Source organism: Arthrobacter sp. TE26545 (genome assembly GCF_056279005.1).
In genome coordinates, this window is sequence record NZ_JBWBQM010000001.1 from 3422942 (window position 1) to 3447023 (window position 24082).

Genomic DNA, 24082 nt, shown 5'->3' on the forward strand with positions numbered 1-24082 from the left:
TGGCAGTTCAGCCCTTGCTGGCAGTTCAGCCCTTGCTTGCGATCCAGGCCCGGACCACGGCCCCAAGGGCGGCCTTCTTGGCCTCGAAATCCGCTGCGTCCAGGAAACGGGCAACCCGCGAGACCCCGCCGTCGCCCTCCAGCAGCCCGGCGCTGTCCTCGATGGCAGCACCCTGGTGAAACATCAGGGTGACGTTCTTCTTTGCTTTGGGGAAGAAGGATGCGATGTTTCCCTCGTACATGAAGGTGGGAGCCTGCCATTTGATGGCTTCGCTGATGCCCGGGTCCAAGGACAGGATGAAAGCGCGGACTTCCGAGACAAGCTGCCGCTGCGGATTTTCATACCTGTCCAGCCAGGCATCCACCTCCGGGTTGCGGTTGTCCATGGCGCCCGCTCTTAGCGGTAGTTGCTGGCGAACGGCCGGTTGCTGGGCACGATCTGCTTGCCGAGCGGCATGAGGGACACCGGGATCAGCTTGAGGTTGGCGATGGCCAGCGGGATGCCGATGATGGTGATCGCCATGGCGAAGGCGGTGACCACGTGGCCGATCGCGATCCAGATTCCGGCCACCAGCAGCCAGATCACGTTGCCCAGGAGAGTGAACACGTTTCCGGAGCCGGGCTTGTCCACTACTGTCCTGCCGAACGGCCACAGGGTGTAGGCAGCGATGCGGAAGGACGCGATCCCCCAGGGGATGGTCACGATCAGCACGCAGCACACGATGCCGGCCGCAAAGTAGCCCAGCGCCAGCCAGAACCCGCCGAAAACCAACCAGATGATGTTGAGGATCGTCTTCATGCCTACCATTCTCCCGCGCCGAGGGGCCGGAAGGGGTAGGGGTTTGCCCTGAACAGCCCCTTAATTCGGGCTTGACCATCTAGCTCGCAGTTGTTGTCGTTTTGAGCGCCCAAAACGACAACAACTGCGAGTCAGTTGGGTTGCTTGGCGGCCTTCACGAACGCGCGGACCTTTGCCAGGTCCTTCACGCCGCGGGAGGACTCGACGCCGGAGGACACGTCCACGCCCCACGCAGAGGCGGCCTCGACGGCGGACGCCACGTTCTCCGGGGACAAGCCGCCGGCCAGCAGCCAGTTCCGGCTGGCCAGTCCCTTTTCCCGCATCAGCCCGTAGTCCCACGCCTCGCCCGAGCCGGGTACGGCGGCGTCCACCAGGAGCATTTCTTCGCCCCAGTCGGCGAACTCTTCCGGCGCGGCACCCAAGGTGACGGCGCGGATTACCCGCATTCCGGCGTCGTGCACTGTGCGGACGTCCTCCGGGGTGCGGGAACCGTGCAACTGGACCCATTCCAGGCCGGCCTCGCGGGCAATAGCGACGGCGTCGGCGGCGCTTTCATGGCGGAAGACCCCGACGGCGGTAGTCCCCGCCGGGACTCCGGCGAGCAGGGTGCGTGCCTGCTCGGCAGACACCTCGCGCGGACTCTTGGTGAGCACGAAGCCAACGGCGTCCGCACCGCTTTCGACGGCGGCCTGCACGGATTCGGGCGTGCTCAGGCCACACACTTTGACGAACACTCCCGTGCCTCCAGCCGTACTCCTGATGAATCTCCTACCCAAGACGTTAGCAAGCCGTGCCGCCCTGCTCCGAACGGTGTCCGTGGATAAGGTGGTGTGCATGGAGATCATCCGTTTTTCCGAGATCAGGCCCGAACCATGGCGCAACGGCGGCGGGGTGACGCGCGAGCTCGCCAGCCATCCGAAGGCAGCCTCAGCGCAGGACGGGGCCTGGGACTGGCGGGTCAGCATCGCGGACGTCTCCAAGGCCGGCGCCTTCTCGGTTTTTCCGGGCATGGAGCGGGTCCTCACCGTGATCGACGGCGAACTGCTGCTCCTCACGGTGGACGGCGAGGAACACCCGGTGGAGAAGTACCGGCCGTTCCGTTTCTCCGGCGAAGCCGACACCAGTTCCGCCCTGCCCACCGGCGACATCCGGGACCTCAACGTGATCGCCCGCGCCGGGGCCTTCAAGGGCTACACCTCCATCATCGAACTCTCCAAAAAGCGCGCCCATCCGGTGTTCGAAGGCCAGCTTGCCGTCCTGCTCGAGGGCAAGGCGTCCGTGGTTCCCGGCGCGGACCCGGAGGCTGACACTGAAGAGCGCGCTGAAATCGCGACGCCGGAGCCCACCGAGCTGGCCCGCTATGACGCCGTGGTCGGCTCAGACAGCCGCAGCCCGGAAATCCTGGGACGCGGCTTCCTGGCCGTTGTGTCGATCGACCGCGTTACGGCCTAGCCCCGGCGCGGGCTGGCGGGGCCCGCCGTCGTCACCGTTTCAGGAGCTCCCGGTACGGAGTCCACCCGACAGGCAGCGGCCCGCGGATGCCGGCGCGGCTCCGGTCCGCTTCCGCAGACCAGCCTTGGGCGGCCTCCGCACCCGGTTCCCCTACCGGACCGCGGGCCACCCTGAAGCCCACATCTTCCAGCACCGCGTCCGGCGCGCTTCCCCGCCTGACTGCTGCCCGGCAACTCCATTCCGGATCCGCCCAGCCGCCGCCACGCAGGCTCCGGTAATCGGCGTAGCGAGCGGTATCGGCAAAGTCCCAGCACCACTCCCAGACGTTGCCGAGCATGTCGAAGAGCCCAAAGGGGTTCGCGGCCTTGAGCCCGACATCCTGCGGACCGGGCACCCCGTCCGCCATCGTCCAGCCAATATCCGCCAGGTCCCCATACCTTGGCCGGCCCGTTCCTCCCGTGCATGCCCAGTGCCATTCGGCTTCCGTGGGAAGGCGGAAACCGTCGGCGCCGACGTCCCAGGTCACATCCCGCCCGTCGATTTCGTAAGCGGAGGCATAGCCAGCAAGCGACGACGCCGTATTGCACCAGCGCACGGCGTCGAACCAGGTCACGGCGTGTGCGGGAATCTCCGGCGCGGCCAGGGCCTCCAGCCCGAGAACGGCCGACCATTCCGACTGCGTAACCTGGGTCCTGCCGAGGGCGAAAGGAACCAGGCCGGCCTTCCGGGAGGAATCCGAGCGGGCATCGCGCAGTTCCACCGAACCGGCGGGAACTTCGATCAATTCGGGCATCCCCGCAGTCTACCCAGCACCGGAAATGCCCCCGGGGAGCGGAATTTGCTAGCCTGAAAGCAAGGCCCGCATCCGGGCCTCCGGACGACGGTTCAGTACCCGGCACGCGACAAGACTGGCCAAAGGAAAAGTCATGTCGTGGATCGTCCTCATTCTTTCCGGTGCGCTCGAAGCCGTCTGGGCCGCAGCCCTGCACCGTTCCAAGGGTTTCCGGCGCCCCGTACCCTCCCTGGTTTTCCTGGTCTCGGTCATCGCCAGCACCGGCGGCCTGGCCTTCGCGATGCAGACCATCCCCACCGGCACGGCCTACGCCGTATGGGTGGGCGTGGGCGTTGTCCTCACCGCCGCCTACGCGATGGCCACCAAGGTTGAACGCCCGACGGCGGCGCGGCTGGCGCTGCTGGCGGGCATCGGCATGTGCGTGGTCGGCCTGAAGGTGGTGGCGTAACGATGTCCGCCCGCCTTTCCTGGCTGGTGCTCCTGGCCTCCGCCGTGCTCGAGGCCGTGTGGGCGACGGCGCTGGGCCTGTCCGAGGGCTTCAGCCAGCTGCTGCCCTCCGTGGTTTTTGCGGTGACCGCAACGCTGAGCATGGTCGGCCTGGGCCTCGCCGTCAAGCGCATCCCCCTCGGCACCGCTTACGCCGTATGGGTGGGGATCGGCGCGGCACTCACTGTTGCCTGGGCGATGGCCACCGGCGTCGAACCCGCCAACCCGCTGAAGCTTCTCTTCATCGCGGGAATCGTGGGCTGCGCTGCCGGCCTGAAAGCGCTCCCGGGCGACAGCGACCGGGAAGCGTGACGCTCCTTCCGGAATAGTCCGGCGGCGGGCCGGGTTCTTGCCAACGAAGGCAGCAATCCCGAAGGATGGAGAACCATGGCAACCGAGAACATTCCTGCAAACATCCACCTCGGCGACGGACTCACGGTCAGTCCCCTCGGCTTCGGCGGAATGGCCCTCACCGGGGTCTACGGCGACATCGAACCCGCACAGCCACTCAAGACCCTGCACCATGCGGTCGACGCAGGCATCACCTTCATCGACACCGCGCGGATGTCTACGGCCAGGGCAGCAACGAAGATCTCATCGCGCAGCTGCTGAAGGATCGCCGCGACGAGGTCCAGCTGGCCACGAAGTTCGGCATCCTTGGCAATGTCCGCACCGGCTACAGCGAGGTCCGCGGCGACGCTGCTTACGTGAAGCAGGCCGCCGAGGACAGCCTGCGCCGCCTCGGCACCGACACCATCGACCTCTATTACATGCACCGCCGTGACCTCCGCGTTCCGATTGTGGAAACCGTGGAGGCCATGGCGGAGCTGGTCCGGGAGGGCAAGGTGCGTCACCTCGGGCTGTCCGAGGTGACGGCCGAGGAGCTGAGGGAAGCCAGCGCCGTGCACCCGATTGCCGCGGTGCAGAGCGAATGGTCCATCTGGAGCCGGGACGTCGAGCGCAACGTAGTCCCCGCAGCCAGGGAACTCGGTACAGGCTTCGTCCCCTACTCCCCGCTCGGCCGTGGCTTCCTCACCGGCACGGTCAATGCCAGCGACCTCGGCGAAGGCGACTTCCGGCACCGGATCCCGCGCTTTGCCGACGGCGCCATCGATGCCAACCAGGCCGTAGTGGCCGCCGTCCGCACCGTAGCGGACGAGCAGAATGCAACCCCCGCGCAGGTGGCCCTCGCCTGGCTGTTCGCGCAGGGCCGCCGCCTGGGCATCCCCGTTGTCCCGATCCCCGGCACGCGCCGCGCGGAGCGGCTCGACGAGAACCTCGGCTCGCTGTCCCTCGAGTTGAGTGCCGCCCAGCTGGACGCGCTCGACGGCGCCGCCTCCGCCGTCGTCGGGTCGCGTTCCGCTGACCCGAACTGGGTGTCGCAGGGCCGTGAGTAGCGTTCCGTAGAGTGGGTGGATGGACTCACTCATTCACTCCCTGCGGGACATCACCATCCGGCGGATCTCGGTCAGCGGGATGGACAACAACGTGTACCTGCTCACCGCGAAGGCGAGCGGGGCGCAGCTGCTGATCGACGCCGCGGACGACCTGCCGGCGATCCAGGCGATGCTGGCGGAGTCGGCGGCGGACACCACGGCCACGCCAAAGCTTGCCCTGATCGCCACCACGCACCAGCATTGGGACCACGTCCGTGCGCTGCCGGAGCTGGTGGCGGCCACGGGAGCGAAGACCTCGGCCGGAGTGGACGACGCCGCCGCGCTACCCGTGCCCGTGAACGTGCTGCTGGAGCACGGCGACGTGGGGAACTTCGACGGTTTCGACATCACCGCAGTGCACCTGCGCGGCCACACCCCCGGATCGATCGCCTTTGTGTACCAGGACCCGGACGGCCCGGCGCACATCTTCAGCGGCGACTCGTTGTTCCCCGGAGGTGTGGGCAACACGCAGAACGACGCAGCGCGCTTCACCTCGTTGCTGGACGATGTGACCGAGAGGCTGTTCAATGCCTACCCGGATGACACACTGGTCCACCCGGGCCATGGCAAGCCCACCACGTTCGGCGCCGAGCGCCCGCAGCTGCAGGAGTGGCGCGAGCGCGGCTGGTAGCTACTTGCGGGGCCTGCTTTACGTCCTTTGGCTTGGCCATTGGACGTAGAGCAGGCCTCACAACGTTGGGCTGGTGGGCCCGTTGGGCTGGTGGGAACTAGCGGCCGCGGCGCTCGTTCGACGCCGGAGCCGAGGCCCGGCGCGGACCGCTGCGGGCCGGGCGGCCGGAACCGGAGTTGCCGGAACCCGAGCCGTAGGAGCCGCCGGAGGTGCCGCCGCTGTTGGAGGACCAAACGGCCTTGTTGCCGGAGGTTCCCGCGGAAGCGCCGCGGGTGCTGGTTGCCGATGCCGAACGCGGGGCCGACGCCGAGCGGGAACCGCCGGCGCGCTGGCCGGTGGCCGGGCGTCCGCCGCGGCCGCCCTTGCCGGCACCCTGGCCCTGGGCGGCCGGGACATCGTTGCGGTGGCCGGAACCGTTGCCGCGGCCGCGCGGGTTGCGGGCAACGTCCTCGTTCGCTGCGGCACGTCGGTCGGCACGGTTCAGGTCCGTGCGTACGGGCTCGGCCGAAACCTTGCCGCGTCCGCCGCGTCCGCCACGGCCACCCGCGGTAGGAGCCGCCTGGCCGGAACGACGGGCCCGCTTGCGCTGGGCGTTGGCGCCGGTGGAGGTGCCGCCGCCCTGCGGCTGGGCCTTGGCCGCCAACAGGGCCGCACGGGTGCGCGGATCAACCTTCTCGGCGATGTCGCCCACGAGCTCGGCCACCAGCGGGGAGTTCGCGGTGACGCGCTCGAAGGAGACGTCCACGCCGGCCGCCTTCATGAGCTTCTTGACGTCCTGCTGCTGCTCGGGGAGCGTCAGCGTGACCACGGTGCCTTCGGAACCGGCGCGGGCCGTACGGCCGGAGCGGTGCAGGTAAGCCTTATGCTCGGTGGGCGGGTCAACGTGGATGACCAGTTCGACGTCGTCGACGTGCACGCCGCGGGCCGCGACGTCGGTGGCCACCAGCACGCGCACGTCACCGGAGGAGAACTCGGCAAGGTTGCGGTCGCGGGCATTCTGCGAGAGGTTGCCGTGCAGGTCGACGGCGGGGATCCCGACGTCGGTGAGCTGCTTGGCCAGCTTGCGGGCGTGGTGCTTGGTGCGCATGAAGAGCACGCGGCGCCCGGTTCCGGATGCCAGTTCGACAACCAGCTGTTTCTTGACGGTCTGGTCGTTGACCACCAGGACGTGGTGTTCCATGGTGGTCACGGCCGCCTGCGGGTCATCGACCGAGTGGGTCAGCGGGTTGGACAGATAACGGTGGACCAGCTTGTCCACACCGTTGTCCAGGGTTGCCGAGAAAAGCAGCCGCTGGCCCTGGGACGGGGTCATGTCCATGAGCTTCTTGACCACGGGGAGGAAGCCTAGGTCGGCCATGTGGTCCGCCTCGTCCAGCACGGTGATCTCGACACTTTCGAGGGTCACGATGCGCTGGCGGATGAGGTCTTCCAGGCGGCCCGGGCAGGCGATGACGATGTCCACGCCGGCGCCGAGTGCCTTCTCCTGGCGGGTCTGGGAGACGCCGCCGTAGATCACCGTGGTGTTCAGGCCCATGGCCTTGGCCAGCGGTTCCACCGTGGCGTTGATCTGCGTAGCGAGTTCGCGGGTGGGCGCCAGGACCAGGCCCATGGGGCGTCCGGGCTTGCGGAAGTACGCGGCCTCGCGCTCGGCCAGGCGGGCTACCAGCGGGATGGCGAAGGCGATGGTCTTGCCGGACCCGGTGCGGCCGCGGCCCAGCACGTCACGGCCTGCGAGCGTGTCCGGGAGGGTCTTGACCTGGATGGGGAAGGCTTCTTCGATGCCGTTGGCTGCGAGGGATTCGGCGATGGCTTTGGGCGTGCCAAGGGCAGCAAAAGTAGTCATGTGTTTCGTGGGTTCTTTCTGGCGGCGCCCGTCCGGGCATCGGCCCCCGACGCCGGTTGGGCCAGGGGTTCGCCGAGGAAAAAGTCAGTGGTCAACCGCCTGGCGGGAAGCCGGGGCCGGGACCGAACGCGTTCATCGACGCAGGATGTGCCTCTCACATGAACAAGGCCCGCACGCGCGGGCCTCCCATTGCACATCAAGTTCGTCCAGTCTAACAGGGGCCGGGCGCCAGGAATTCCACCGAGGAATTCCACCGCCAGCGGATTCCCGGGCTCCCGGGCCATTTGCGGGGCAAGATGGGAGCACGAACGAAAGGAAGCCAAGGTGGAACACAGCGGAACGCACACCTCCGGCGGGCAGCACGGCGACGGCGGAAACCACGACGGCGGAGCCCACACTTTCGGTGCCGGTGCCGGTGCCGAGAGTGCGGAGCAGCTGTGGGACGACAGGTACCGCGAGCAGTCGCGGATCTGGAGCGGCAGGCCGAACCCGCAGCTGGTGGTGGAAGCGGCCGGCTCGGTTCCCGGGCACAACGCCACAGCACTGGATCTTGGCTGCGGCGAAGGTGCGGACGCGATCTGGCTCGCACAGCAGGGCTGGGCGGTCACCGCCGTCGACGTTTCCGCCGTCGCGCTTGAACGCGCGTCCGCGCACGCCGCCGAGTCGGCTGTTGCGGAACGGATCAGCTTCCAACGGCAGGACCTGGCAACGTGGCGGCCGGATACGGGCTACGGGCTGGTGTCCTCCCAGTACCTGCATTCCCCGTTGCTGGACTGGCGCGCATCCGCGGCGACGGCGGCCGGGGCTGTGGCGCCGGGCGGGACGCTGCTGGTGGTGGGCCACTACCCGCAGGGCCAGCACCCGGCGCGGGAGACGTTCTACACGCCGGAGGAACTCGCCGCCGCTCTCGACGGCGTCCTGGACGCCTGGACCGTGAACGTCCTCGAAACCCGGGAACGCTTCGTCACCGGTGCCGACGGCGAAAGCAGGACGCTCGTGGACACGGTGCTGCGGGCCACCCGGAACAAGCGTTAGTCAGTTCCGGGCGAGGACCGTGGCCTTGGACTGCGGCGCGATGTCGCTGGCCCGCGGGGACACCAGCATCCCGATGACGGCGATCACCGCCGTCAGTGCGAATACCCCGGCAAAGGGCGTACCCGGCTGCGAGCAGGTTGAACACCATCCCCGCCATGGCCAGGGCCAGGGCGCTGCCAATGGAGTCGGAGATGGACAGGGCAGAGCTGTTGAAGCCCTGGGCGTCGGGCTCGGACAGGCCGATGGTCAGCGTGCTCAACCGCGGGAACATCAGGCCCATGCCGGCGCCGCCGAAAGTCCAGCAGATGATGGCCGGCAGGGGCGGCCAGGCGAAGAGCACGGCGGCAAGCTCCAGCAGCAGGACGGCGAGCACCACCCAGGTGCCGGTCCGGATGGCCACGGCGTTGCTGATCCGGCCACCCCAGCGGCCCTGGATTCCCGAGGACGTGGCCCATGCCAGCGCCGAGCCCGTGATCGCGAGCCCCGCAAACGCCGGGGAGAACCCGTAGCGCTCGGTGAGAAGGTACGGCATGTAGACCTCGGCGCCGAAGAAGGCCGCGGAAACCACGCCGCGCAGCAGGATCACGCTCGGCAGCCCGCGACCGGCGATGAGGGTGCCGCGGGGCAGTAGCGGCCGCGCGGCAAACAGTGCAACGAACAGGGCGACGATGGCCAGCAACCAGCCCGCCACCGGCACTTGCCCGGAGAGGTTCAGGCCGAGGACCGCGACGCCGGCCAGCACCGCCCAGCCGATCCGGCCCAGCTTCCAGGGCACAGGGTTGCTTGCGGTGCCTGCACCGTCAGCCGGCCCGCGCATCTGGCGCAAGGCCGGAACCGTCATCGCCACCGCCGGAACCACAAGGACCACCACACCAAGGAAGACCCAGTGCCAGCCGATCAACTCGGCCACCACGCCGGCGGCAAACGGCCCTACCATCGACGGAATCACCCACACGGCTGCGAACGCGGCGAACATCTTCGCGTGCAGCCGAGCGGGATACGCGCGGGCAATCATCACGTAGAGGGCCACGGTCATCGCGCCGCCGCCAAGGCCCTGCACGAAGCGGCCGGCGACGAACACCGGCATGCTCAGGGCCGTGCCCGCGATGAGCAGCCCGGCCGTGAACAGCGCCACCGAAGCATAGAGCGGCCCTGCCGGTCCACGCCGGTCGGCCCAGTTCCCGGCCACCACCATGCCCACCACGCTCGTGGCCAGGGGTGCGGCGAAGGCCAGGGCGTAGAGTTCAAGGCCGTCCAGTTCGAGGCCCACGCGCGGCATGATCGTGGTGACGGCCATGGCTTCGAAGGCGACCATGAACACCAGGGCACAGGAACCCACCGTGGCCAGGAGGTAGGGGCGGCGCAGGATCCCGGCCGAGAGGTCGTCGTGGGTCATTGGCCAAGCCTAACAACTTCGATGATTGTTTTTGTTGTTTTTTGGGAGGATACAAACAGCAGCAATCAGCGGCGGTAGCTACGCCGTCGGGTTCAGTTCGGCGACGGGGACGACGACGGCGCCACTCGCCGTCGTATCCGGGTTCAGCATCCAGCCGACGCGCTTGGCCGAGCTGAGGACCACCACGCTTTCCACCAGTTCGATGCCGGGAATACGTTGCTGCAGGGCGAGTTCGGCGTTCATCACGTCCGAAAGCGAATGCAGCCACATAACGATCACGAAGTTGGTACGCCCGGTGGTCGACGCGCTGAGCCGGAGGTTCCGGAAGCCGCGCAGTTCGGCAGCCGCGGCCTCGTGTTGGCCGGCCGGGACGTTGGCGAACCATTGGCAGGTCACGGGGTAGCCGGAGAACTTCTGCGCCACCTCGCAGCGGAAGGACAGCACGTGGCTGGCGAGCAGGCGGTTGAGCTGACGCTGCACGGTGGCGGGGTTGCGGCCCAGCGCGCGGGCCATGTCCGCCGCCGTCGCCCGGCCGTCCTGGGCGAGGAAGGGGATCAGGTCCAGGTGGCTCTGCGGCAGCTCCGGGCCCACGGGCGCCGCGGCCGCGGAGACTTCGGGGCCGGCGAGTGCCTTGAGCGCGGCCTGCTGCGAGCGGTCCAGCACGTTCAGGCGCCAGGCATGGCCGCCGGTGTGCAGCCGGGTGCAGAGGGAGGTGCGGTATTTCTGGAGCCCCTTGATCTCCTTGAACTGCGGCACCACCGTATCGGTGAACGCGGCAAGGGTGGGCGTGATGACCGTAAGGATGAGGTCCCGGTTGCTGGCGGCCTCCTCCACGGTCACCACTTCGGGGATCGCCGCCAATGCCGCGGTGACGTCCGCCCGGAGCCGCATGTCACAGTCGATATCCACCAGGGCCAGGCACATCTGCTTCGGGTCGCCGATCAGGTGGGCGGTGGTCCAGGCCGCGCCGGCCGAGCGGAGCCGCTCCCAGCGCGCCGCGAGGGTGGTGGCGTGGACGCCGAGCACTCCGGCGGCGTCGGACCAGCTGATCCGCGGGGCGATTTGCAGGGCATTGATGAGCCCCAGGTCCTCCTCGCTCAGTTCCATCGCCACTCCTACATTAATGCACGAATCCTGCATGAATCATCGCATTCTTGGATTTTTCCAGCCATTTGGACGGATGTGAACGGCATCACTCCACAATTGCTTGGAGAGTATTACCGACCATTCGGAAAGGCAGACCACGTCGCATGACCATCGCCGCAGACGCCCGGGAACTCCAGGAAGACATTGTCCGGTTCCGCCACGAACTCCACCGCGAGCCCGAAATCGGCCTTGACCTTCCGCGCACGCAGGAGAAGGTGCTCAAGGCGCTCGACGGCCTGCCGTACGAGATCACCCTGGGTGAGAGCACGACGTCGGTCACCGCGGTATTGCGCGGCGGCGCACCCGGCGCCGCTGACGGAAAACCAGCTGAGAAGCCGGCCGTGCTGCTGCGCGCGGACATGGACGCCCTGCCCGTGCAGGAGCGCAGCGGCGTGGACTACACCTCCACCGTGGACGGCGCCATGCACGCCTGCGGACACGACCTCCACACCGCCATGCTGGCCGGCGCCGCGACCCTGTTGGCCGAGCGCCGGGAGCAGTTGGCCGGGGACGTGGTGCTGATGTTCCAGCCCGGCGAAGAGGGATTCGACGGCGCGGGGCACATGATCCGCGAAGGCGTCCTGGACGCTGCGGGGCGCAGGGTGGACGCCGCCTACGGCATGCACGTCTTCTCCGCGATGGAACCGTACGGCCAGTTCTGCACCAAGCCGGGCGTGATCATGAGCGCCTCGGACGGCCTGTTCGTCACGGTGCTCGGCGCCGGCGGTCACGGTTCCGCGCCGTTCGCGGCCAAGGATCCGGTGACGGCAGCCGCCGAGATGGTCACCGCATTGCAGGTGATGATCACCCGGCAGTTCAACATGTTCGATCCCGTGGTCCTCACGGTGGGGGTGTTGCAGGCCGGGACAAAGCGCAACGTCATCCCGGAAACCGCCCGCTTCGAAGCGACCATCCGGACCTTCTCCGAGGCCTCCCGCGAGCGCATGATGAAGGCCGTCCCGGCGCTCCTCCAGGGCATCGCCGCCGCCCACGGCCTGGACGTGGATGTGGACTACCGCGGCGAATACCCGCTCAGCGTCACCAATGAAGACGAAACCACCACCGCCGAGAAGACCATCCAGGAAATGTTCGGCGAGTCCCGCCACACCCGCTGGGCCACCCCGCTCAGCGGATCGGAGGATTTCTCCCGGGTCATGGCCGAGGTGCCCGGCACGTTCATCGGACTCAGCGCCGTCCCGAAGGGGGCCGACCCCCAAGCCGCCGCCTACAACCACTCCCCCTTTGCCACCTTCGACGACGGCGTGCTGGCCGACGGCGCAGCGCTCTACGCAGAACTGGCCGTCTCCCGCATCGCCGCCCTTGCCGGCGCCCGCAACTGACCACTCCCCCGTTTGGAGCATGACATGACCACCACAGGCACCCCGGTTCCCGTCCAGGAACACAAGTCGCACCTGCGCACCCTCGTCGGCACCGGCATCGGCAACGCCGTCGAATGGTACGACTGGGCCATCTACGCCACCTTCGCCCCCTTCATCGCGAGCGCCCTGTTCAGCAGCGCCGACCCCACCTCGGCCATCCTCTCCACCCTGGCGATCTTCGCCGTCGGCTTCGTGGCCCGCCCGTTCGGCGGTTTCGTGTTCGGCTGGATCGGCGACCGGATCGGCCGCAAGACGTCCATGACCTTTGCCGTCGCCCTCGGTGCCTTCGGCAGCCTGCTGATCGGCGTCGCGCCCACCTTCGAATCGGTGGGCGTCTTCGCCTCGATCATGCTGCTGTTCGCCCGTCTCATCCAGGGCCTGGCGCACGGCGGCGAGCTGCCGTCGTCGCAGACGTATCTTTCGGAAATGGCCCCCAAAGAGAAGCGCGGCTTCTGGGCCACGCTCATCTACACCTCGGGCACGGTGGGCATCCTGCTTGGAACGCTCTTGGGCGCTGTCCTGTCCGCGGTGCTGACCAAGGCGGACATGGCCGCCTGGGGCTGGCGTATCCCGTTCATCCTGGGCGGCATCCTCGGCGTCTACGCGCTCGTGATGCGGGCCCGGATGAAGGAGACGGAGGCGTTCGAAGCCGAGACCGTCAAGGAGAAGCACGATCCGATCTGGCCGCAGATCTTCCGGCACCGCAAGCAGGCCCTGCAGGTCATCGGGCTCACCGTGGGCCTGACCGTCATCTACTACGTCTGGGGTGTCGTGGCCCCGAGCTACGCCGCCACCACCCTCAAGATGGACCGCGGCGCAGCGCTGTGGGCCAGCGTGGTGGGCAACATCGTGTTCATCGCCGCCCTCCCGTTCTGGGGCAAGCTCTCGGACCGGATTGGCCGCAAGCCCGTGCTCATCGCCGGTGCCAGCGGTGCGGCGCTGCTGCACTTCCCGATGACCTGGCTGCTGAAGGATTCCCCGTGGCAACTGGCCGTGAGCATGTCCGTGATGCTCTTCTTCGTGGCCGCGAGCGCCGCGATAGTCCCGGCCGTCTACGCTGAACTCTTCCCCACCAAGATCCGCACCGTGGGCGTCGGCGTGCCGTACTCCATCTGCGTCGCGGCGTTCGGCGGTACTGCCCCCTACCTGCAGAGCTGGCTGGCGAGCACCGGCCAGGGCAACCTGTTCAACGTCTACGCCGTGGTGCTGCTGGCCATCGGCATCGCCTTCGTGTTCACGATCCCGGAGACGAAGGGCAAGGACCTGACGCACTAGGAACTGTTTGCCACCAGCCGGACCGCAGGGGACATGTGCTTCCGGGATGGGGGCCGGATGTGTTGGAGAATGGCGCATGAACACCACCTCTTACGACGTTGTAATTGTTGGCGGAGGCCACAACGGCCTCACGGCTGCGGCCTACCTGGCGCGGGCGGGCAAGGACGTGCTCCTGCTCGAACGCGATGACCACCTCGGAGGGGCCGCCGTCTCGGCCGCCGCCTTCGACGGTGTGGACGCCCGCCTGTCCCGGTACTCGTACCTGGTCAGCCTGATGCCGAAGCAGATCATCGAGGACCTCGGACTGGACGTCGAACTGGCCCGCCGCCGCTATTCCTCCTACACCCCGGTGCCCGGCCAAACCTCCACCGGCTTGCTGATCGACGGCGGCGACGCCGAGGCGACCCGCGGTTCTTTCGAGCGCGTCACCGGCAGCGCCGCCGACTTCGACGCCATGCGGGAGTTCAACGCCGACACCGGGCGCCTGGCCCGGGCCCTGTTCCCCACCTTCTGCGGACCGCTGCCGAGCCGTTCCGAGGCCCGCAAGCTGCTCGACGACGACGCCCTGTGGGACGAGCTCATCGAAGAGCCGCTGGGCCGGGCCATCGCCCGGCGCTTCGGAAACGACGTCGTCCGCGGCGTCGTGGCGACCGACGCCCTGATCGGGACCTTCACTTCCCTCGACGACCCCTCGCTGGACGCCAACCGCTGCTTCCTCTACCACGTCGTCGGAAACGAAACAGGCGATTGGGACATCCCGATCGGCGGCATGGGCGCCGTTTCCCGGGAGCTCGAACGCGCGGCCCGCGAGGCCGGGGCGACGCTGCTCACCGGCGCGGAAGTCACCTCGGTTTCGGCCGACGGCGGCGTCCGCTACCGTCTGGCAGATGAGGGGTTCGGCGGCGCGGAGCACACTGCCGAGGGGCGGCACGTCCTGGCCAACGTTGCCCCCTGGGTCCTCAACGGCCTGCCGGGCAACTCCCCCGCGGACTCCGCGCGCCCCGAAGGCGCGCAGGTCAAGGTGAACATGTTGCTCGCCCGGCTGCCCAGGCTCAACGACGAGTCCGTGGCCCCCGAAGCCGCGTTCGGCGGAACATTCCACATCAACGAAGGCTACGGACAGCTCCAGGAAGCGTTCCAGGAAGCAGTCCGCGGAGCCATCCCGGACCCGCTGCCCTGCGAAATCTACTGCCACTCCCTGACGGATCCGAGCATCCTTTCGCCCGAACTCGCCGCGGCCGGGGCGCAGACGCTCACCGTGTTCGGCCTGCACGTTCCCGACCGCTGGATCACCGAGGAAAACAACAACGTCCGCCGTGCGGAACTCCAGGCGGCCGTGCTCGCCTCCCTGAATTCGGTGCTCGCCGAGCCGATCGACGAGCTGATCCTCAAGGACGCCAACGGCAGGCCGTGCATCGAATGCAAGACCACCCTGGACCTTGAACACGCCCTCAACATGCCCGGCGGCAACATCTTCCACGGCCCCCTGCAATGGCCCTTCCTCGACGACGACGCGCCGCGGAACACCCCGGCCGAACGATGGGGCGTCGGCACCGGCAATCCGCGCATCCTCATCTGCGGCGCCGGTGCCCGGCGCGGCGGCGGGGTGAGCGGCATCGGCGGCCACAACGCCGCAATGGCCGTCCTGGAAGAGCTGGCCGGGCAGGAAGGCTGACGACCCGGCCGAACTTTCCTGACCCTCTTTGGCGCGGCAAAGCCCGCGGCACTCCGTAGTTCACGGTGTGCCGCGGGCCCTCGCCGTTCAAAGAAGGTCAGGAGTTACGGCCTCCCCGCCGTTCCTGCGACTCACCCTCGTGAACGGCGAGCCTTTCCTGCGCCGCCAGCTGCCGCGCGGCCGCGGCGGCGAGGCGGCGGCAGAAACCCGGGTCCCCGCCCGGCAGAGCTTCGCCGACCAGTTCGTGCACGGCGCCGTCGTCGAACAGTTCGCGGGCGCCGATCCGCTGCTGCTCCGCCAGCTCCCGGGCATGCGCGGTGTTGCCGTGCACGATCAGGCTGGCGCCTTCGGGCGGCAGCGGCGCCAACCAGGCATGCTCCGCGGCCACGGTCCGGCGGGTGGCCGCGAGCGCCAGCGCCCCGCCGCCGGTGCCCTCGCCCATCAGGATCGCCACATTGGGCACCGTGAGCTGCAGCAGCCCTGCGATGCAGTCGGCAATGCCTCCGGCGATCCCGGCCTCCTCGGCCCGGACCGAAAGTTCGGCGCCCGGGGTGTCCACCACGGTGACCAGCGGGAGCCCGAGGTCCTGCGCCAGGCGCATGCCGCGGCGGGCCTGCGCCAGCCCCGCGGCATCCAGCACCGCACCGGCGCGTTGTGCCGCACGGTCCTGCCCGACGACGACGACCGGACGGGTGCCGTGACCGCCGGGTTCCGGCAGCTCTGCCAGCACGACGGCCGTACTCGCCGACAGCTCGCCGCGTCCCGTTCCGGACAGCCGGACAGTGCGGCCGAAACCGGCGTCGAGCAGTTCCGCCAGTCCCGGACGGCCGGGATCCCGGCTGCGCAGGACCGAGTCCCACACGGAACCCTGACGGGCGGGCCCGGCGCCGCCGTCGGGCGCTGCAAACAGAGCGGCCGCTCCGCTGCCCGCCAGGATCCCCAGCACCCCGGCGGCGACGTTCCGGAAGCCAGCAACGTCCAGGACGGCGTCGACGGTTCCGTGGGCGAGCAGGTGCCCGCTGGACTGGATGCCGGCGGGAAACTCCTCCCCCTTCAGCCCTGCGTAGACCTTGGGGCCGAGGAAGCCCACCAGGGCGCCGGGCTCGGCGACAGTCAGGTGGCCCAGGGAACCCCAGGACGCGAACACCCCGCCCGTGGTGGGATGCCGCAGGTACGCCATGTAGGGCAGTCCGAGCGCCTTATAGGCCGTGAGGGCTTCGGTGATCCGCACCATCTGCAGGAAGGCGAGCGTGCCCTCCTGCATGCGGGTGCCGCCGGAGGCCGGTCCTGCGATGAGGGGTAGTCGGCGCCGGCCCGCTTCCTCGATCGCCGCGACGATCCGGTCCGCGGTGGCCCGGCCGATCGAGCCGCCCAGGAAGGTGAACTCGCTGGCCAGCACGGCGACGGGGTGGCCGTCGATCAGTCCCTCGCCGGACAGCACGGCTTCGTCGGCGCCGCTTCGTTCGCGGGCCCGCTCCAGGTCGTCGAGGTAGGACCGCGCGGCGCCGGCCGGGACGGACGGCGGCCGGTCCCAGTTGCGGAAACTGCCGGCGTCGAGGAGCTGTTCCAACAGTTCGGCACCGCGCAGCCGGACGGGCCGGGTGCGCCCGCTCTCAAGCACCGCCGTCATGGTGTCCCCACCCCGGCGGCTCCGGCGCTTGAGGCGCCGAGCAGGGCATCCTCATCCAGCCATTGATTTTCGCCCAGCCAGGCCCGGATGCTTTCGTCGTGCTCGCCGAGCCGCGGCGGGGCGGCGTGCCGCAAGCGGGTGGTTTCGGCGCCGTCGCCGTCGAAGAAACGCAACGGGGAACCCGGGATCTCGATCCGGCCGAGCGTAGGGTGCTCGATGTCCAGGAGCAGGTGCTGGCTGCGCGTCTGCTCCCAGGCGAAGACCTCGTCCAGGGAACGCACCCGGCCGGCGGGAATGCCCGCAGTTTCCAGCCGGGCGAGCAGGTCCTCCGAACCGGCCTCCGCAAAGACGGCCTCGATGGCCTCAATGAGCCCGTCCCGGTTGGCCACGCGGGACTGATTGTCCTTCCAGCGTTCGTCCGCGGCGGGCAGCCCGAACTCGCTGGCGAAGCGTTGCCAGAGTCCTTCGGAGCCGACGGCGATCTGCACGGCCCCGCCGTCGCAGCGGAAGAGCCCATATGGCGCGATGGACGGGTGGTGGTTGCCCTGGGCCTGCGGCACCTGGCCGCCCACGGTCCAGCGGGTGCCCTGGAAGGCCAGCACGCCCACGATCGAGGAGAGCAGCGAGGTGCGCACCACTTTCCCGCGGCCGCTCCGTTCCCGTTCGAGCAGGGCCGCGAGCACCCCGTAGGCGCCGTGGATGCCGGCCAGGACGTCCCCGATCGGCACGCCCACGCGCTGCAGGTCCTCCGGGCCGGAGCCGGTGAGGGACATCAGGCCGGCCTCGCCTTGAGCGATCTGGTCGTAGCCTGCGCGGCGGCCTTCCGGTCCGTCGTGGCCGAAGCCGCTGATGGCCAGCACGATAAGCCGCGGGTTGAGTTCCTCGAGGGTGGCGGGGTCGAAGCCCAGCCGGTCCAGGGTGCCGGGGCGGAAGTTCTCGATCAGCACGTCCGCCCGGCGCAGGAGTTCGCGGAGGGTTTCCTGGCCGTCTGCGGATTTCAGGTCCAGGCGCAGTGATTCCTTGTTCCGGTTGCAGGAGAGGAAGTACGTCGACTCGCGGCCTTCCGGGGTGTCCACGAAGGGCGGACCCCAGCCGCGGGTGTCGTCGCCGCCGTCGGGATTTTCCACCTTGATGACCCGGGCGCCGAGGTCGCCGAGCATCATGCCGGCGTGCGGGCCGGCGAGCGCGCGGGAGAGGTCGACGACGAGCCTGCCGTCCAGCGGTCCGCTTGCGGCGCCCGTCATGCCTGGGCCCCTACCGCCGGGCGTCCCGGGAGCGAATCCGCGCCGTCGTCGGCGGTGTCCTGGACCGCCAGCGGGTTGCGGCGGCGCCGGATGAACTCCCCGATGACGAGGACCAGGAGGTTCGGGGCGAGGGCAATAAGGCCCGAATCCACGCCGCCCGTGGGGATGTTCCCGAAGGTGATGACGGCGACCGTGAGCGTGCCGACAATGATGCCCAGGTTGACCGGCACGGCTCCGACGCGCACCTTGCGGCCGATGGCAATCGCGACGGCGGGAGCCAGCTGCGTGAGGCCGCCGTAGGTGAGCAGGAGCAGCGCGCCGATGTCCGACTTCGCGAGGCCGAACACCAGGGCCAGGCCGACGGCGACGGCGACCACCACGTGGTTGATCCGGAACCGCAGCTTGGGGTTCTTGACCGTGAGCAGGTTGTTCGAGACCAGCGAGGAGATGCCCATGGCGATCGCGCCCGCCGGAACCATGGCGGCAGCCGCACCGCCGATCGCGATGACCGCGATGAGGGGTTCGGGCAGGGTGTGCTGGGCGACGCTCAGCAGGACCTGGTTGCCCTTGGTCTTCGGGTCGAGGATGAGCGTGGCGGCGATGCCGGCCGTGATGGGGATGAGCAGCAGGAACTGGTAGATGGCGAGCCACTTGACGTTGTCCCGGAGCACGGCGCCGCTCTTGGCGGCAAGGACCGGCGGCCACAGGTGCGGGAAGGTGTTCAGGCCGGCGCCGATGCTCGTGACGATCACCGAGGTCACCCAGAAGGTGGCATCGAAGCCGGGACGGGTGATGGTGAGGTAGTCCGGGGCCGTGTCGATGACCTTGGCGAAGATGTCCGGGATGCCGCCGATGCCTGCGATCACGCCGGCCAGGACGATCACGAGGGCCGCGAGCATGGCGAAGTCCTTGAAGATGGCCACCTTGGCCAAGCCGCGGATGCCCGCCCAGATGACGAAGACGACCACCAGGACGCTCGCCACGGCCATGCTGTACCCGCGGGCCGATTCACTGCCGGTGGCCAACTGGACGATCAGGCCGAGGCCGGTGATCTGCAGTTGCAGGTACGGGATCAGGAAGACGGCACCAACGAGGGCCACCGTCTTGCCCAGGGACTTGCTCTTGAAGCGGTCCCGGAAGAAGTCGGCCATGGTCAGGTAGCCGCGGTTTGCGCCGAGTTCACGCTGCCGCGGGACCACGAAGTACTGGAGGATGCAGGTGATGGTCAGGTAGGCGACCGCGAAGAGCGCGGCGACGCCGCCGCCGAAGGCGATGCCCGCCAGGCCGAGGAAGCTGAAGGTGGTCAGGGACTCGCCGGCCTGCAGGAACCAGGTGGTCCAGCGGGGCAGATCGCGTTTTCCGACCGTCCAGCCGGAGAGCTCGGTCTGGCGGCGGCGGCCCGCGATGCCGAGGGCACCGATGCCGATGATTCCGATGATGATGGCGACAGTAAGCATCAGTGGGCCTCCGGTCCGTTCACGTCGAGTGCAGCGCGCCGCTGTTCGGAAAGCTCGAGTTCGAGCCGGTCCAGCTCGGCGCCGCCTTCGCGCAGGTAGCTTCGCTCGATGATCTGCAACGCCACCACCGTGGCGATGATCATCAGGCCCATCCAGACGATCGCGGCGGGCAGGCCCAGCCAAAGGGTGGGGGATGAGACAAAGGGCAGGAACGGGGTGATGATCATGCCAATGACGGGGACGGCGGCGATGGCAAGCCGCTTGGGTGATGCGAGGGTGGTACTCATAGGACTGCAGCTCCTTGGGGGCGAACGGCTGAGCAGGATGAGAGTTTTTCGAAGGCCGAGGCCAGGCGGAGCAGGCGGACATCGCTGCCGCGTGCGCCGATCATCTGGAGGCCGACGGGAAGGCCCGACGGCGTGAAGCCGGCCGGGACGGACAGGGCCGGGAGTCCCAGCGGGGTGAACAGGTAGGGGGCGCGCATCCAGTCGAGGTAGCTCGTCAGCTGCTGCCCCTCGATTTCGGTGGGGTATTCGAGCTCCGCGTCGAACGGCGCAACTTGCGAGGCCGGCGCAATCACAAGGTCGTAGCGGTTGAAGAACTCCGCCGCCCTGCGGATGAGCCGGGTCATGCCTTCCTCGGCACGGAACACGTCGCGCCCGCTCAGGCCGGCGCCGTCGCGGATGTTCCCGGCGAGGAAGTGGTTGAAGAGGCCGGGGTCGGCGTCGAGCTCGTCTCCCCAGGCCGCGGAAAAGCTGGCTGCCCGCAAGACGCGGAACACTTCCTCCGAGCCCTCCAGGTCCGGGCAGTCGATCTCCACGTGGGCGCCGAGGCCCGCCAGCGCCTTGGCCTGGGGATCCAGCACGTCCAGGACTTCGCGGGCAACGGGGATCCGGCCGCCGAGGGTGGGGGCGTAGGCGATGCGCAGTCCGGCGAAGTCCCGGGGGGACGGATCTCCGGCATGCCCTTCCTCGGCCGGGAAGAAGGAGAAGGGATCGTCCGGGGTGGCACCGCGCATGGCCGAGAACAGCAGCGCAGCGTCCTCCGCGGTGCGGCCCATCGGACCGGCGACACCCAGCGGGAAGAAGACGTTGCCGCCGTCGGTGTTGGGGACCATGCCCGGCGTCGGGCGCAGGCCCACCACGTTGCAGAACGAGGCCGGGTTGCGCAGGGAGCCGCCCATGTCGCTGCCGTCGGCGATCGGCTGGAAGCCGGAGGCCAGGGCCGCCGCCGCTCCGCCGCTGCTGCCGCCGGCCGACTTGGAGGGATCGTAGGGGTTCCGGGTGGTGCCGAAGAGCCGGTTGAAGGTGTGGGAGCCGGCGGCGTACTCAGGCACGTTGGTCTTGCCCACGCGGATCGCTCCGGCGTCCAGGATGCGCTGCACGTGCAGGTCGTTGCTTTCCGGCACGAGGTCCGCGTGGCGCGGGTGCCCGAAGGTGGTCCGCATTCCGGCCGTGCGGGCGGTGTCCTTGAAGCTGATGGGCAGCCCGTGCAGGGGCCCGAGCGGTTCGCCTGCGGCGAGCTTGCGGTCGGCCGCCGCCGCGGCTGCGCGGGCACCATCTTCGTCGATGGTGACCACGGCGTTCACGAGCGGGTTGAAGCGGTCGATCTGGTCGAGGTGGGCTTCGAGCACCTCGACGGCGGATACCTCGCGGGAGCGCAGGAGCGTTGCGAGCTCCACCGCCCCGCGGTACACCAATTCATTCGTCATGATTCATTGAGCCTTTGTTTTATTTCCTTTTGAGCCGTTCATTCGCCTCAGTTGGAGTTAATGAATCACCATAGTGGTGCCAATCACATTTGGCTAGGGGTAGGGGAGAGTTTCTTTGGCGCGCGGAAGCGTCAGAGACGGCCAAGGCGCGGCGACCGTCCTGACCTTCTTTGACGCGGCAAGGCCCGCGACGCTCCGTGGTTCACGGCATGTCGCGGGCCTTCGCGTTTCAAGAAAGGTCAGGAGGGGCTGGGCCCCGGCGCCGCTCGCCCCGGGCGAGCGGCTCGTCAGGAGCGTTCGGGCATGCGCACGCCGCCGCGCTTGTACGCGCGGACGACGAGGGAGCTGCGCACCGCGAGGGCGCGCCCGGCCCAAGGCGACTCGAGCAGGAAGTCGCGCAGTTCATTCAGGCTCGGGAGGGTCACGTTGGCCATGATCTGGAACTCGCCCAGCGCCATGGCGGCGTAACGCACCGCCGCTTCGCCGCCGAGGAGGCGGCCGACCTCGGCAACGTCCGTAGGTGCTGTGCGGACCCAGATGACGGCCTCGATGGGCAGGCCGATGTCCGCCGGCTCGACAATGGCCCGGACGGTGAGGGTGTCCTGTTCAAACAAGGTATTGAGCCGGCGCCGGACGGCCGGGGCCGAGAGGCCCACGGCCTCACCGAGGTCGGCCACCGGGACGCGGCCGTCCTCGACCAGCAGCTGCACCAGGCGGGTATCGACGTCGTCGAGGATGGCGCTGGCACTTGGCCGGGTCACCGGCGAGGGAAAGTCCTGAAGGGCCGCGGTTTCCTCGGCGGTGACGGGGCCGGGATGCCATTCGGCCACGGTGCGGAAGTACTCCATGAGCGGCCAGGCGTTCACCTGGGTGACGCCGTCGAGCCCGGGAAGCTCCTCAAGCACCAGGCTGGAGAGCCGGCCCGGGCGGGCCTGGACTTCGAAGAGCAGTCGGGTGGGGCTGGTGAGGGCGTAAAGGAAGTTCGCGTCGGGGTCCTTGGCCAGCTCCTCCGCGATGCCGGCCAGTTTTGCCGGTTCGCACTGGACCTCCACCAGGTGGGTGGGGCCGAGCGTCACGAGCCCGGCAACCCGGACCGTCCCGGATTCCAGCAAGGCCATGCCGCGCCGGGTCACGGTACTGAAGGACTCCCCCAGCACCTCGGCGATGCGGCGCCAGGATGCACGGCCGTTGACCTGGAGGGCCCCGACGATCCGCCGGTCCAGCCCGTCCAGCTCGCGCAAGGGTGCATTCATGACCATCCACCCGATTATGCCGCCTTGCCGGCGCGGGCGTCGTACCCACGCTGCGGTAAGGTGCCGGGGGCCGGAAGGCCCGGCAGTTGAGCGGCTGCCCTAAAATCATATTTTCGGTGTGCCTAAATATTGGGTATCCTCGTAGCAGACGCCCTGACCGAAGGACCCTTGATGGCTACAACCGCCACCCTCCAAACACGCACCGGACCGGCAAAGGTATGGTCCCGCCTCCTGCTGCTTGGGCCGGCCTTCGTGGCGGCCATCGCCTACGTCGATCCGGGCAACGTCGCTGCGAACCTCACCGCCGGCGCCAGCTACGGCTACCTGCTGGTGTGGGTGCTGGTCATGGCCAACGCCATGGCGGTGCTGGTGCAGTACCAGTCGGCGAAGCTGGGCCTGGCCACCGGCATGAGCCTGCCGGAGATCCTCGGGAAGCGCCTCGGCACCAAGCGGCGCCGCCTGTACTGGGCCCAGGCCGAGATCGTTGCGGGGGCGACGGACATGGCCGAGGTGATCGGCGGTGCCGTGGCACTGAACCTGCTGTTCGGCCTCCCGTTGCTGGCCGGCGGCGTCATCATTGGCCTGGCCTCCATGGCGCTCCTGGCACTTCAGTCGCAGCGGGGGCAGCGGACCTTCGAGTACGCGATCCTCGTGCTGCTGGGAGTCATCGCCGTCGGGTTCATGTCCGGCCTGTTCGTCAACGCCCCCGACGCCGGCAGCGCCCTGGGCGGTCTGCTTCCCCGCTTTGAGGGCACGGACACCGTCCTGCTCGCCGCGAGCATGCTGGGCGCCACCGTGATGCCCCACGCGATCTACCTGCACTCGGCGCTGGCCCGGGACCGGCACGGCTTCTCCGAGGACCCGGCGGTGCGGACCCGGCTGATCCGGGCCACCCGCTTCGACGTCGTCGGAGCCCTGCTGCTGGCCGGCGTCGTGAACATTTCAATGCTGCTGCTCGCCGCCTCAAGCCTGCGCGGCATCGAGGGAACCGACACGATTGCGGGTGCCCACGCGGCTGTCACCTCCGCCCTCGGACCGGCAATCGGCGTCGTCTTCGCGATCGGTTTGCTGGCGTCGGGCCTGGCCTCGACGTCGGTAGGCTGCTACGCGGGCGCCACCATCATGGGCGGGCTGCTGAAGGTCCGCATCCCGTTGCTGGTCCGCCGCGTGATCACCCTGATTCCGGCCCTCATCATCCTAGGCGCCGGCATCGAACCGACCCTCGCGCTCGTCCTCAGCCAGGTGCTGCTCAGCTTCGGCATCCCCTTCGCCCTGATCCCGCTGATCCGCCTGACCGGCAACCGCCGCGTCATGGGCACCCACACCGACTCCAAGGCCCTGAAAATCGCCGGCTGGACCAGCGCCACCCTGATCGTGGGACTGAACTGCGTGCTCATTGCCCTGACGGTGACCGGCCAGTCCTGATTCCAGGGCCCGGCCGG

General features: G+C 68.8%; 22 protein-coding genes, 1 pseudogene and 1 riboswitch. Of the genes and pseudogenes, 10 read left to right on the forward strand and 13 right to left on the reverse strand.

The window, feature by feature from the left end; translation table 11 throughout:
• Nucleotides 1–25: 25 nt before the first annotated feature.
• From ACZ9CK_RS15545 to ACZ9CK_RS15555, 3 genes are all read right to left on the reverse strand, one after another.
• A complete protein-coding gene (locus ACZ9CK_RS15545; RefSeq protein WP_476050393.1) occupies nucleotides 26–385 on the reverse strand; it encodes a DUF1801 domain-containing protein in 360 nt (119 codons plus the stop codon).
• An 11-nt stretch (nucleotides 386–396) separates the two neighbouring features.
• A complete protein-coding gene (locus tag ACZ9CK_RS15550; RefSeq protein ID WP_115789709.1) occupies nucleotides 397–798 on the reverse strand; it encodes a YccF domain-containing protein in 402 nt (133 codons plus the stop codon).
• Nucleotides 799–929: 131 nt separating this feature from the next.
• A complete protein-coding gene (locus tag ACZ9CK_RS15555) occupies nucleotides 930–1532 on the reverse strand; it encodes a phosphoribosylanthranilate isomerase (RefSeq protein ID WP_426299992.1) in 603 nt (200 codons plus the stop codon).
• Nucleotides 1533–1632: 100 nt separating this feature from the next.
• On the opposite strand from ACZ9CK_RS15555, the gene ACZ9CK_RS15560 reads away from it, so the two are divergent.
• Entirely contained in the window at nucleotides 1633–2250 is a 618-nt protein-coding gene (locus tag ACZ9CK_RS15560; protein ID WP_476050394.1) for a HutD/Ves family protein, read from the forward strand.
• 31 nt (nucleotides 2251–2281) lie between these two features.
• Here ACZ9CK_RS15560 and ACZ9CK_RS15565 read toward each other — a convergent pair whose 3' ends face one another.
• Nucleotides 2282–3043: a formylglycine-generating enzyme family protein gene (locus tag ACZ9CK_RS15565; protein WP_476050395.1), complete on the reverse strand. Its 762-nt coding sequence runs from the start codon at nucleotides 3041–3043 to the stop codon at nucleotides 2282–2284.
• A gap of 59 nt (nucleotides 3044–3102) precedes the next feature.
• Nucleotides 3103–3167, forward strand: a riboswitch (guanidine-III (ykkC-III) riboswitch).
• 9 nt (nucleotides 3168–3176) lie between these two features.
• Between ACZ9CK_RS15565 and ACZ9CK_RS15570 the strand changes: the two genes are divergently transcribed.
• From ACZ9CK_RS15570 to ACZ9CK_RS15585, 4 genes and pseudogenes are all read left to right on the forward strand, one after another.
• Nucleotides 3177–3491, forward strand: coding sequence for a DMT family transporter (locus ACZ9CK_RS15570; RefSeq protein ID WP_476050396.1), 315 nt, complete (start codon nucleotides 3177–3179; stop codon nucleotides 3489–3491).
• Nucleotides 3492–3493: 2 nt separating this feature from the next.
• Nucleotides 3494–3841 carry a DMT family transporter gene (locus ACZ9CK_RS15575; protein ID WP_476050397.1) on the forward strand — a complete coding sequence of 116 codons (348 nt, stop codon included), beginning with the start codon at nucleotides 3494–3496 and terminating at the stop codon, nucleotides 3839–3841.
• 75 nt (nucleotides 3842–3916) lie between these two features.
• A pseudogene (locus tag ACZ9CK_RS15580) lies at nucleotides 3917–4926 on the forward strand (aldo/keto reductase).
• Between the two features lie 19 nt (nucleotides 4927–4945).
• Nucleotides 4946–5596, forward strand: coding sequence for an MBL fold metallo-hydrolase (locus ACZ9CK_RS15585; protein WP_476050398.1), 651 nt, complete (start codon nucleotides 4946–4948; stop codon nucleotides 5594–5596).
• Between the two features lie 97 nt (nucleotides 5597–5693).
• On the opposite strand, the gene ACZ9CK_RS15590 is transcribed toward ACZ9CK_RS15585, so the two are convergent.
• Nucleotides 5694–7439, reverse strand: a complete 1746-nt coding sequence (locus ACZ9CK_RS15590) for a DEAD/DEAH box helicase (protein WP_426300006.1) — start codon at nucleotides 7437–7439, stop codon at nucleotides 5694–5696.
• 324 nt (nucleotides 7440–7763) lie between these two features.
• Between ACZ9CK_RS15590 and ACZ9CK_RS15595 the strand changes: the two genes are divergently transcribed.
• Nucleotides 7764–8474, forward strand: a complete 711-nt coding sequence (locus ACZ9CK_RS15595) for an SAM-dependent methyltransferase (protein WP_476050399.1) — start codon at nucleotides 7764–7766, stop codon at nucleotides 8472–8474.
• Here ACZ9CK_RS15595 and ACZ9CK_RS15600 read toward each other — a convergent pair.
• A complete protein-coding gene (locus ACZ9CK_RS15600) occupies nucleotides 8404–9870 on the reverse strand; it encodes an MFS transporter (protein ID WP_476050400.1) in 1467 nt (488 codons plus the stop codon). The genes ACZ9CK_RS15595 and ACZ9CK_RS15600 overlap by 71 nt on opposite strands.
• A gap of 78 nt (nucleotides 9871–9948) precedes the next feature.
• A complete protein-coding gene (locus ACZ9CK_RS15605) occupies nucleotides 9949–10977 on the reverse strand; it encodes an Lrp/AsnC family transcriptional regulator (protein ID WP_426300012.1) in 1029 nt (342 codons plus the stop codon).
• Between the two features lie 143 nt (nucleotides 10978–11120).
• Here ACZ9CK_RS15605 and ACZ9CK_RS15610 point away from each other — a divergent pair, with 143 nt between their 5' ends.
• From ACZ9CK_RS15610 to ACZ9CK_RS15620, 3 genes are all read left to right on the forward strand, one after another.
• The gene (locus ACZ9CK_RS15610) at nucleotides 11121–12356 is read left to right on the forward strand and encodes a M20 metallopeptidase family protein (RefSeq protein ID WP_476050401.1); all 1236 of its coding nucleotides are present in this window, start codon (nucleotides 11121–11123) and stop codon (nucleotides 12354–12356) included.
• 24 nt (nucleotides 12357–12380) lie between these two features.
• Nucleotides 12381–13670: an MFS transporter gene (locus ACZ9CK_RS15615; RefSeq protein ID WP_476050402.1), complete on the forward strand. Its 1290-nt coding sequence runs from the start codon at nucleotides 12381–12383 to the stop codon at nucleotides 13668–13670.
• Between the two features lie 76 nt (nucleotides 13671–13746).
• Nucleotides 13747–15345, forward strand: a complete 1599-nt coding sequence (locus ACZ9CK_RS15620) for a phytoene desaturase family protein (protein WP_476050403.1) — start codon at nucleotides 13747–13749, stop codon at nucleotides 15343–15345.
• A 97-nt stretch (nucleotides 15346–15442) separates the two neighbouring features.
• On the opposite strand, the gene ACZ9CK_RS15625 is transcribed toward ACZ9CK_RS15620, so the two are convergent.
• The 6 genes from ACZ9CK_RS15625 to ACZ9CK_RS15650 form a co-directional block, all read right to left on the reverse strand.
• Nucleotides 15443–16975 carry a carboxyl transferase domain-containing protein gene (locus tag ACZ9CK_RS15625; RefSeq protein ID WP_476050404.1) on the reverse strand — a complete coding sequence of 511 codons (1533 nt, stop codon included), beginning with the start codon at nucleotides 16973–16975 and terminating at the stop codon, nucleotides 15443–15445.
• Complete coding sequence (locus tag ACZ9CK_RS15630) at nucleotides 16972–18219, reverse strand: CaiB/BaiF CoA transferase family protein (RefSeq protein WP_476050405.1); 1248 nt, start codon at nucleotides 18217–18219, stop codon at nucleotides 16972–16974. The genes ACZ9CK_RS15625 and ACZ9CK_RS15630 overlap by 4 nt, the downstream gene beginning before the upstream one ends.
• Nucleotides 18216–19676, reverse strand: a complete 1461-nt coding sequence (locus tag ACZ9CK_RS15635) for a sodium:solute symporter family protein (protein WP_476050406.1) — start codon at nucleotides 19674–19676, stop codon at nucleotides 18216–18218. The genes ACZ9CK_RS15630 and ACZ9CK_RS15635 overlap by 4 nt, the downstream gene beginning before the upstream one ends.
• Complete coding sequence (locus ACZ9CK_RS15640) at nucleotides 19676–19963, reverse strand: hypothetical protein (RefSeq protein WP_476050407.1); 288 nt, start codon at nucleotides 19961–19963, stop codon at nucleotides 19676–19678. The genes ACZ9CK_RS15635 and ACZ9CK_RS15640 overlap by 1 nt, the downstream gene beginning before the upstream one ends.
• Nucleotides 19960–21387 carry an amidase family protein gene (locus ACZ9CK_RS15645; RefSeq protein ID WP_476050408.1) on the reverse strand — a complete coding sequence of 476 codons (1428 nt, stop codon included), beginning with the start codon at nucleotides 21385–21387 and terminating at the stop codon, nucleotides 19960–19962. The genes ACZ9CK_RS15640 and ACZ9CK_RS15645 overlap by 4 nt, the downstream gene beginning before the upstream one ends.
• 287 nt (nucleotides 21388–21674) lie before the next feature.
• The gene (locus ACZ9CK_RS15650) at nucleotides 21675–22646 is read right to left on the reverse strand and encodes an Lrp/AsnC family transcriptional regulator (protein ID WP_426300030.1); all 972 of its coding nucleotides are present in this window, start codon (nucleotides 22644–22646) and stop codon (nucleotides 21675–21677) included.
• 165 nt (nucleotides 22647–22811) lie between these two features.
• On the opposite strand from ACZ9CK_RS15650, the gene ACZ9CK_RS15655 reads away from it, so the two are divergent.
• Entirely contained in the window at nucleotides 22812–24065 is a 1254-nt protein-coding gene (locus tag ACZ9CK_RS15655) for an Nramp family divalent metal transporter (protein ID WP_476050409.1), read from the forward strand.
• Nucleotides 24066–24082: the final 17 nt, after the last annotated feature.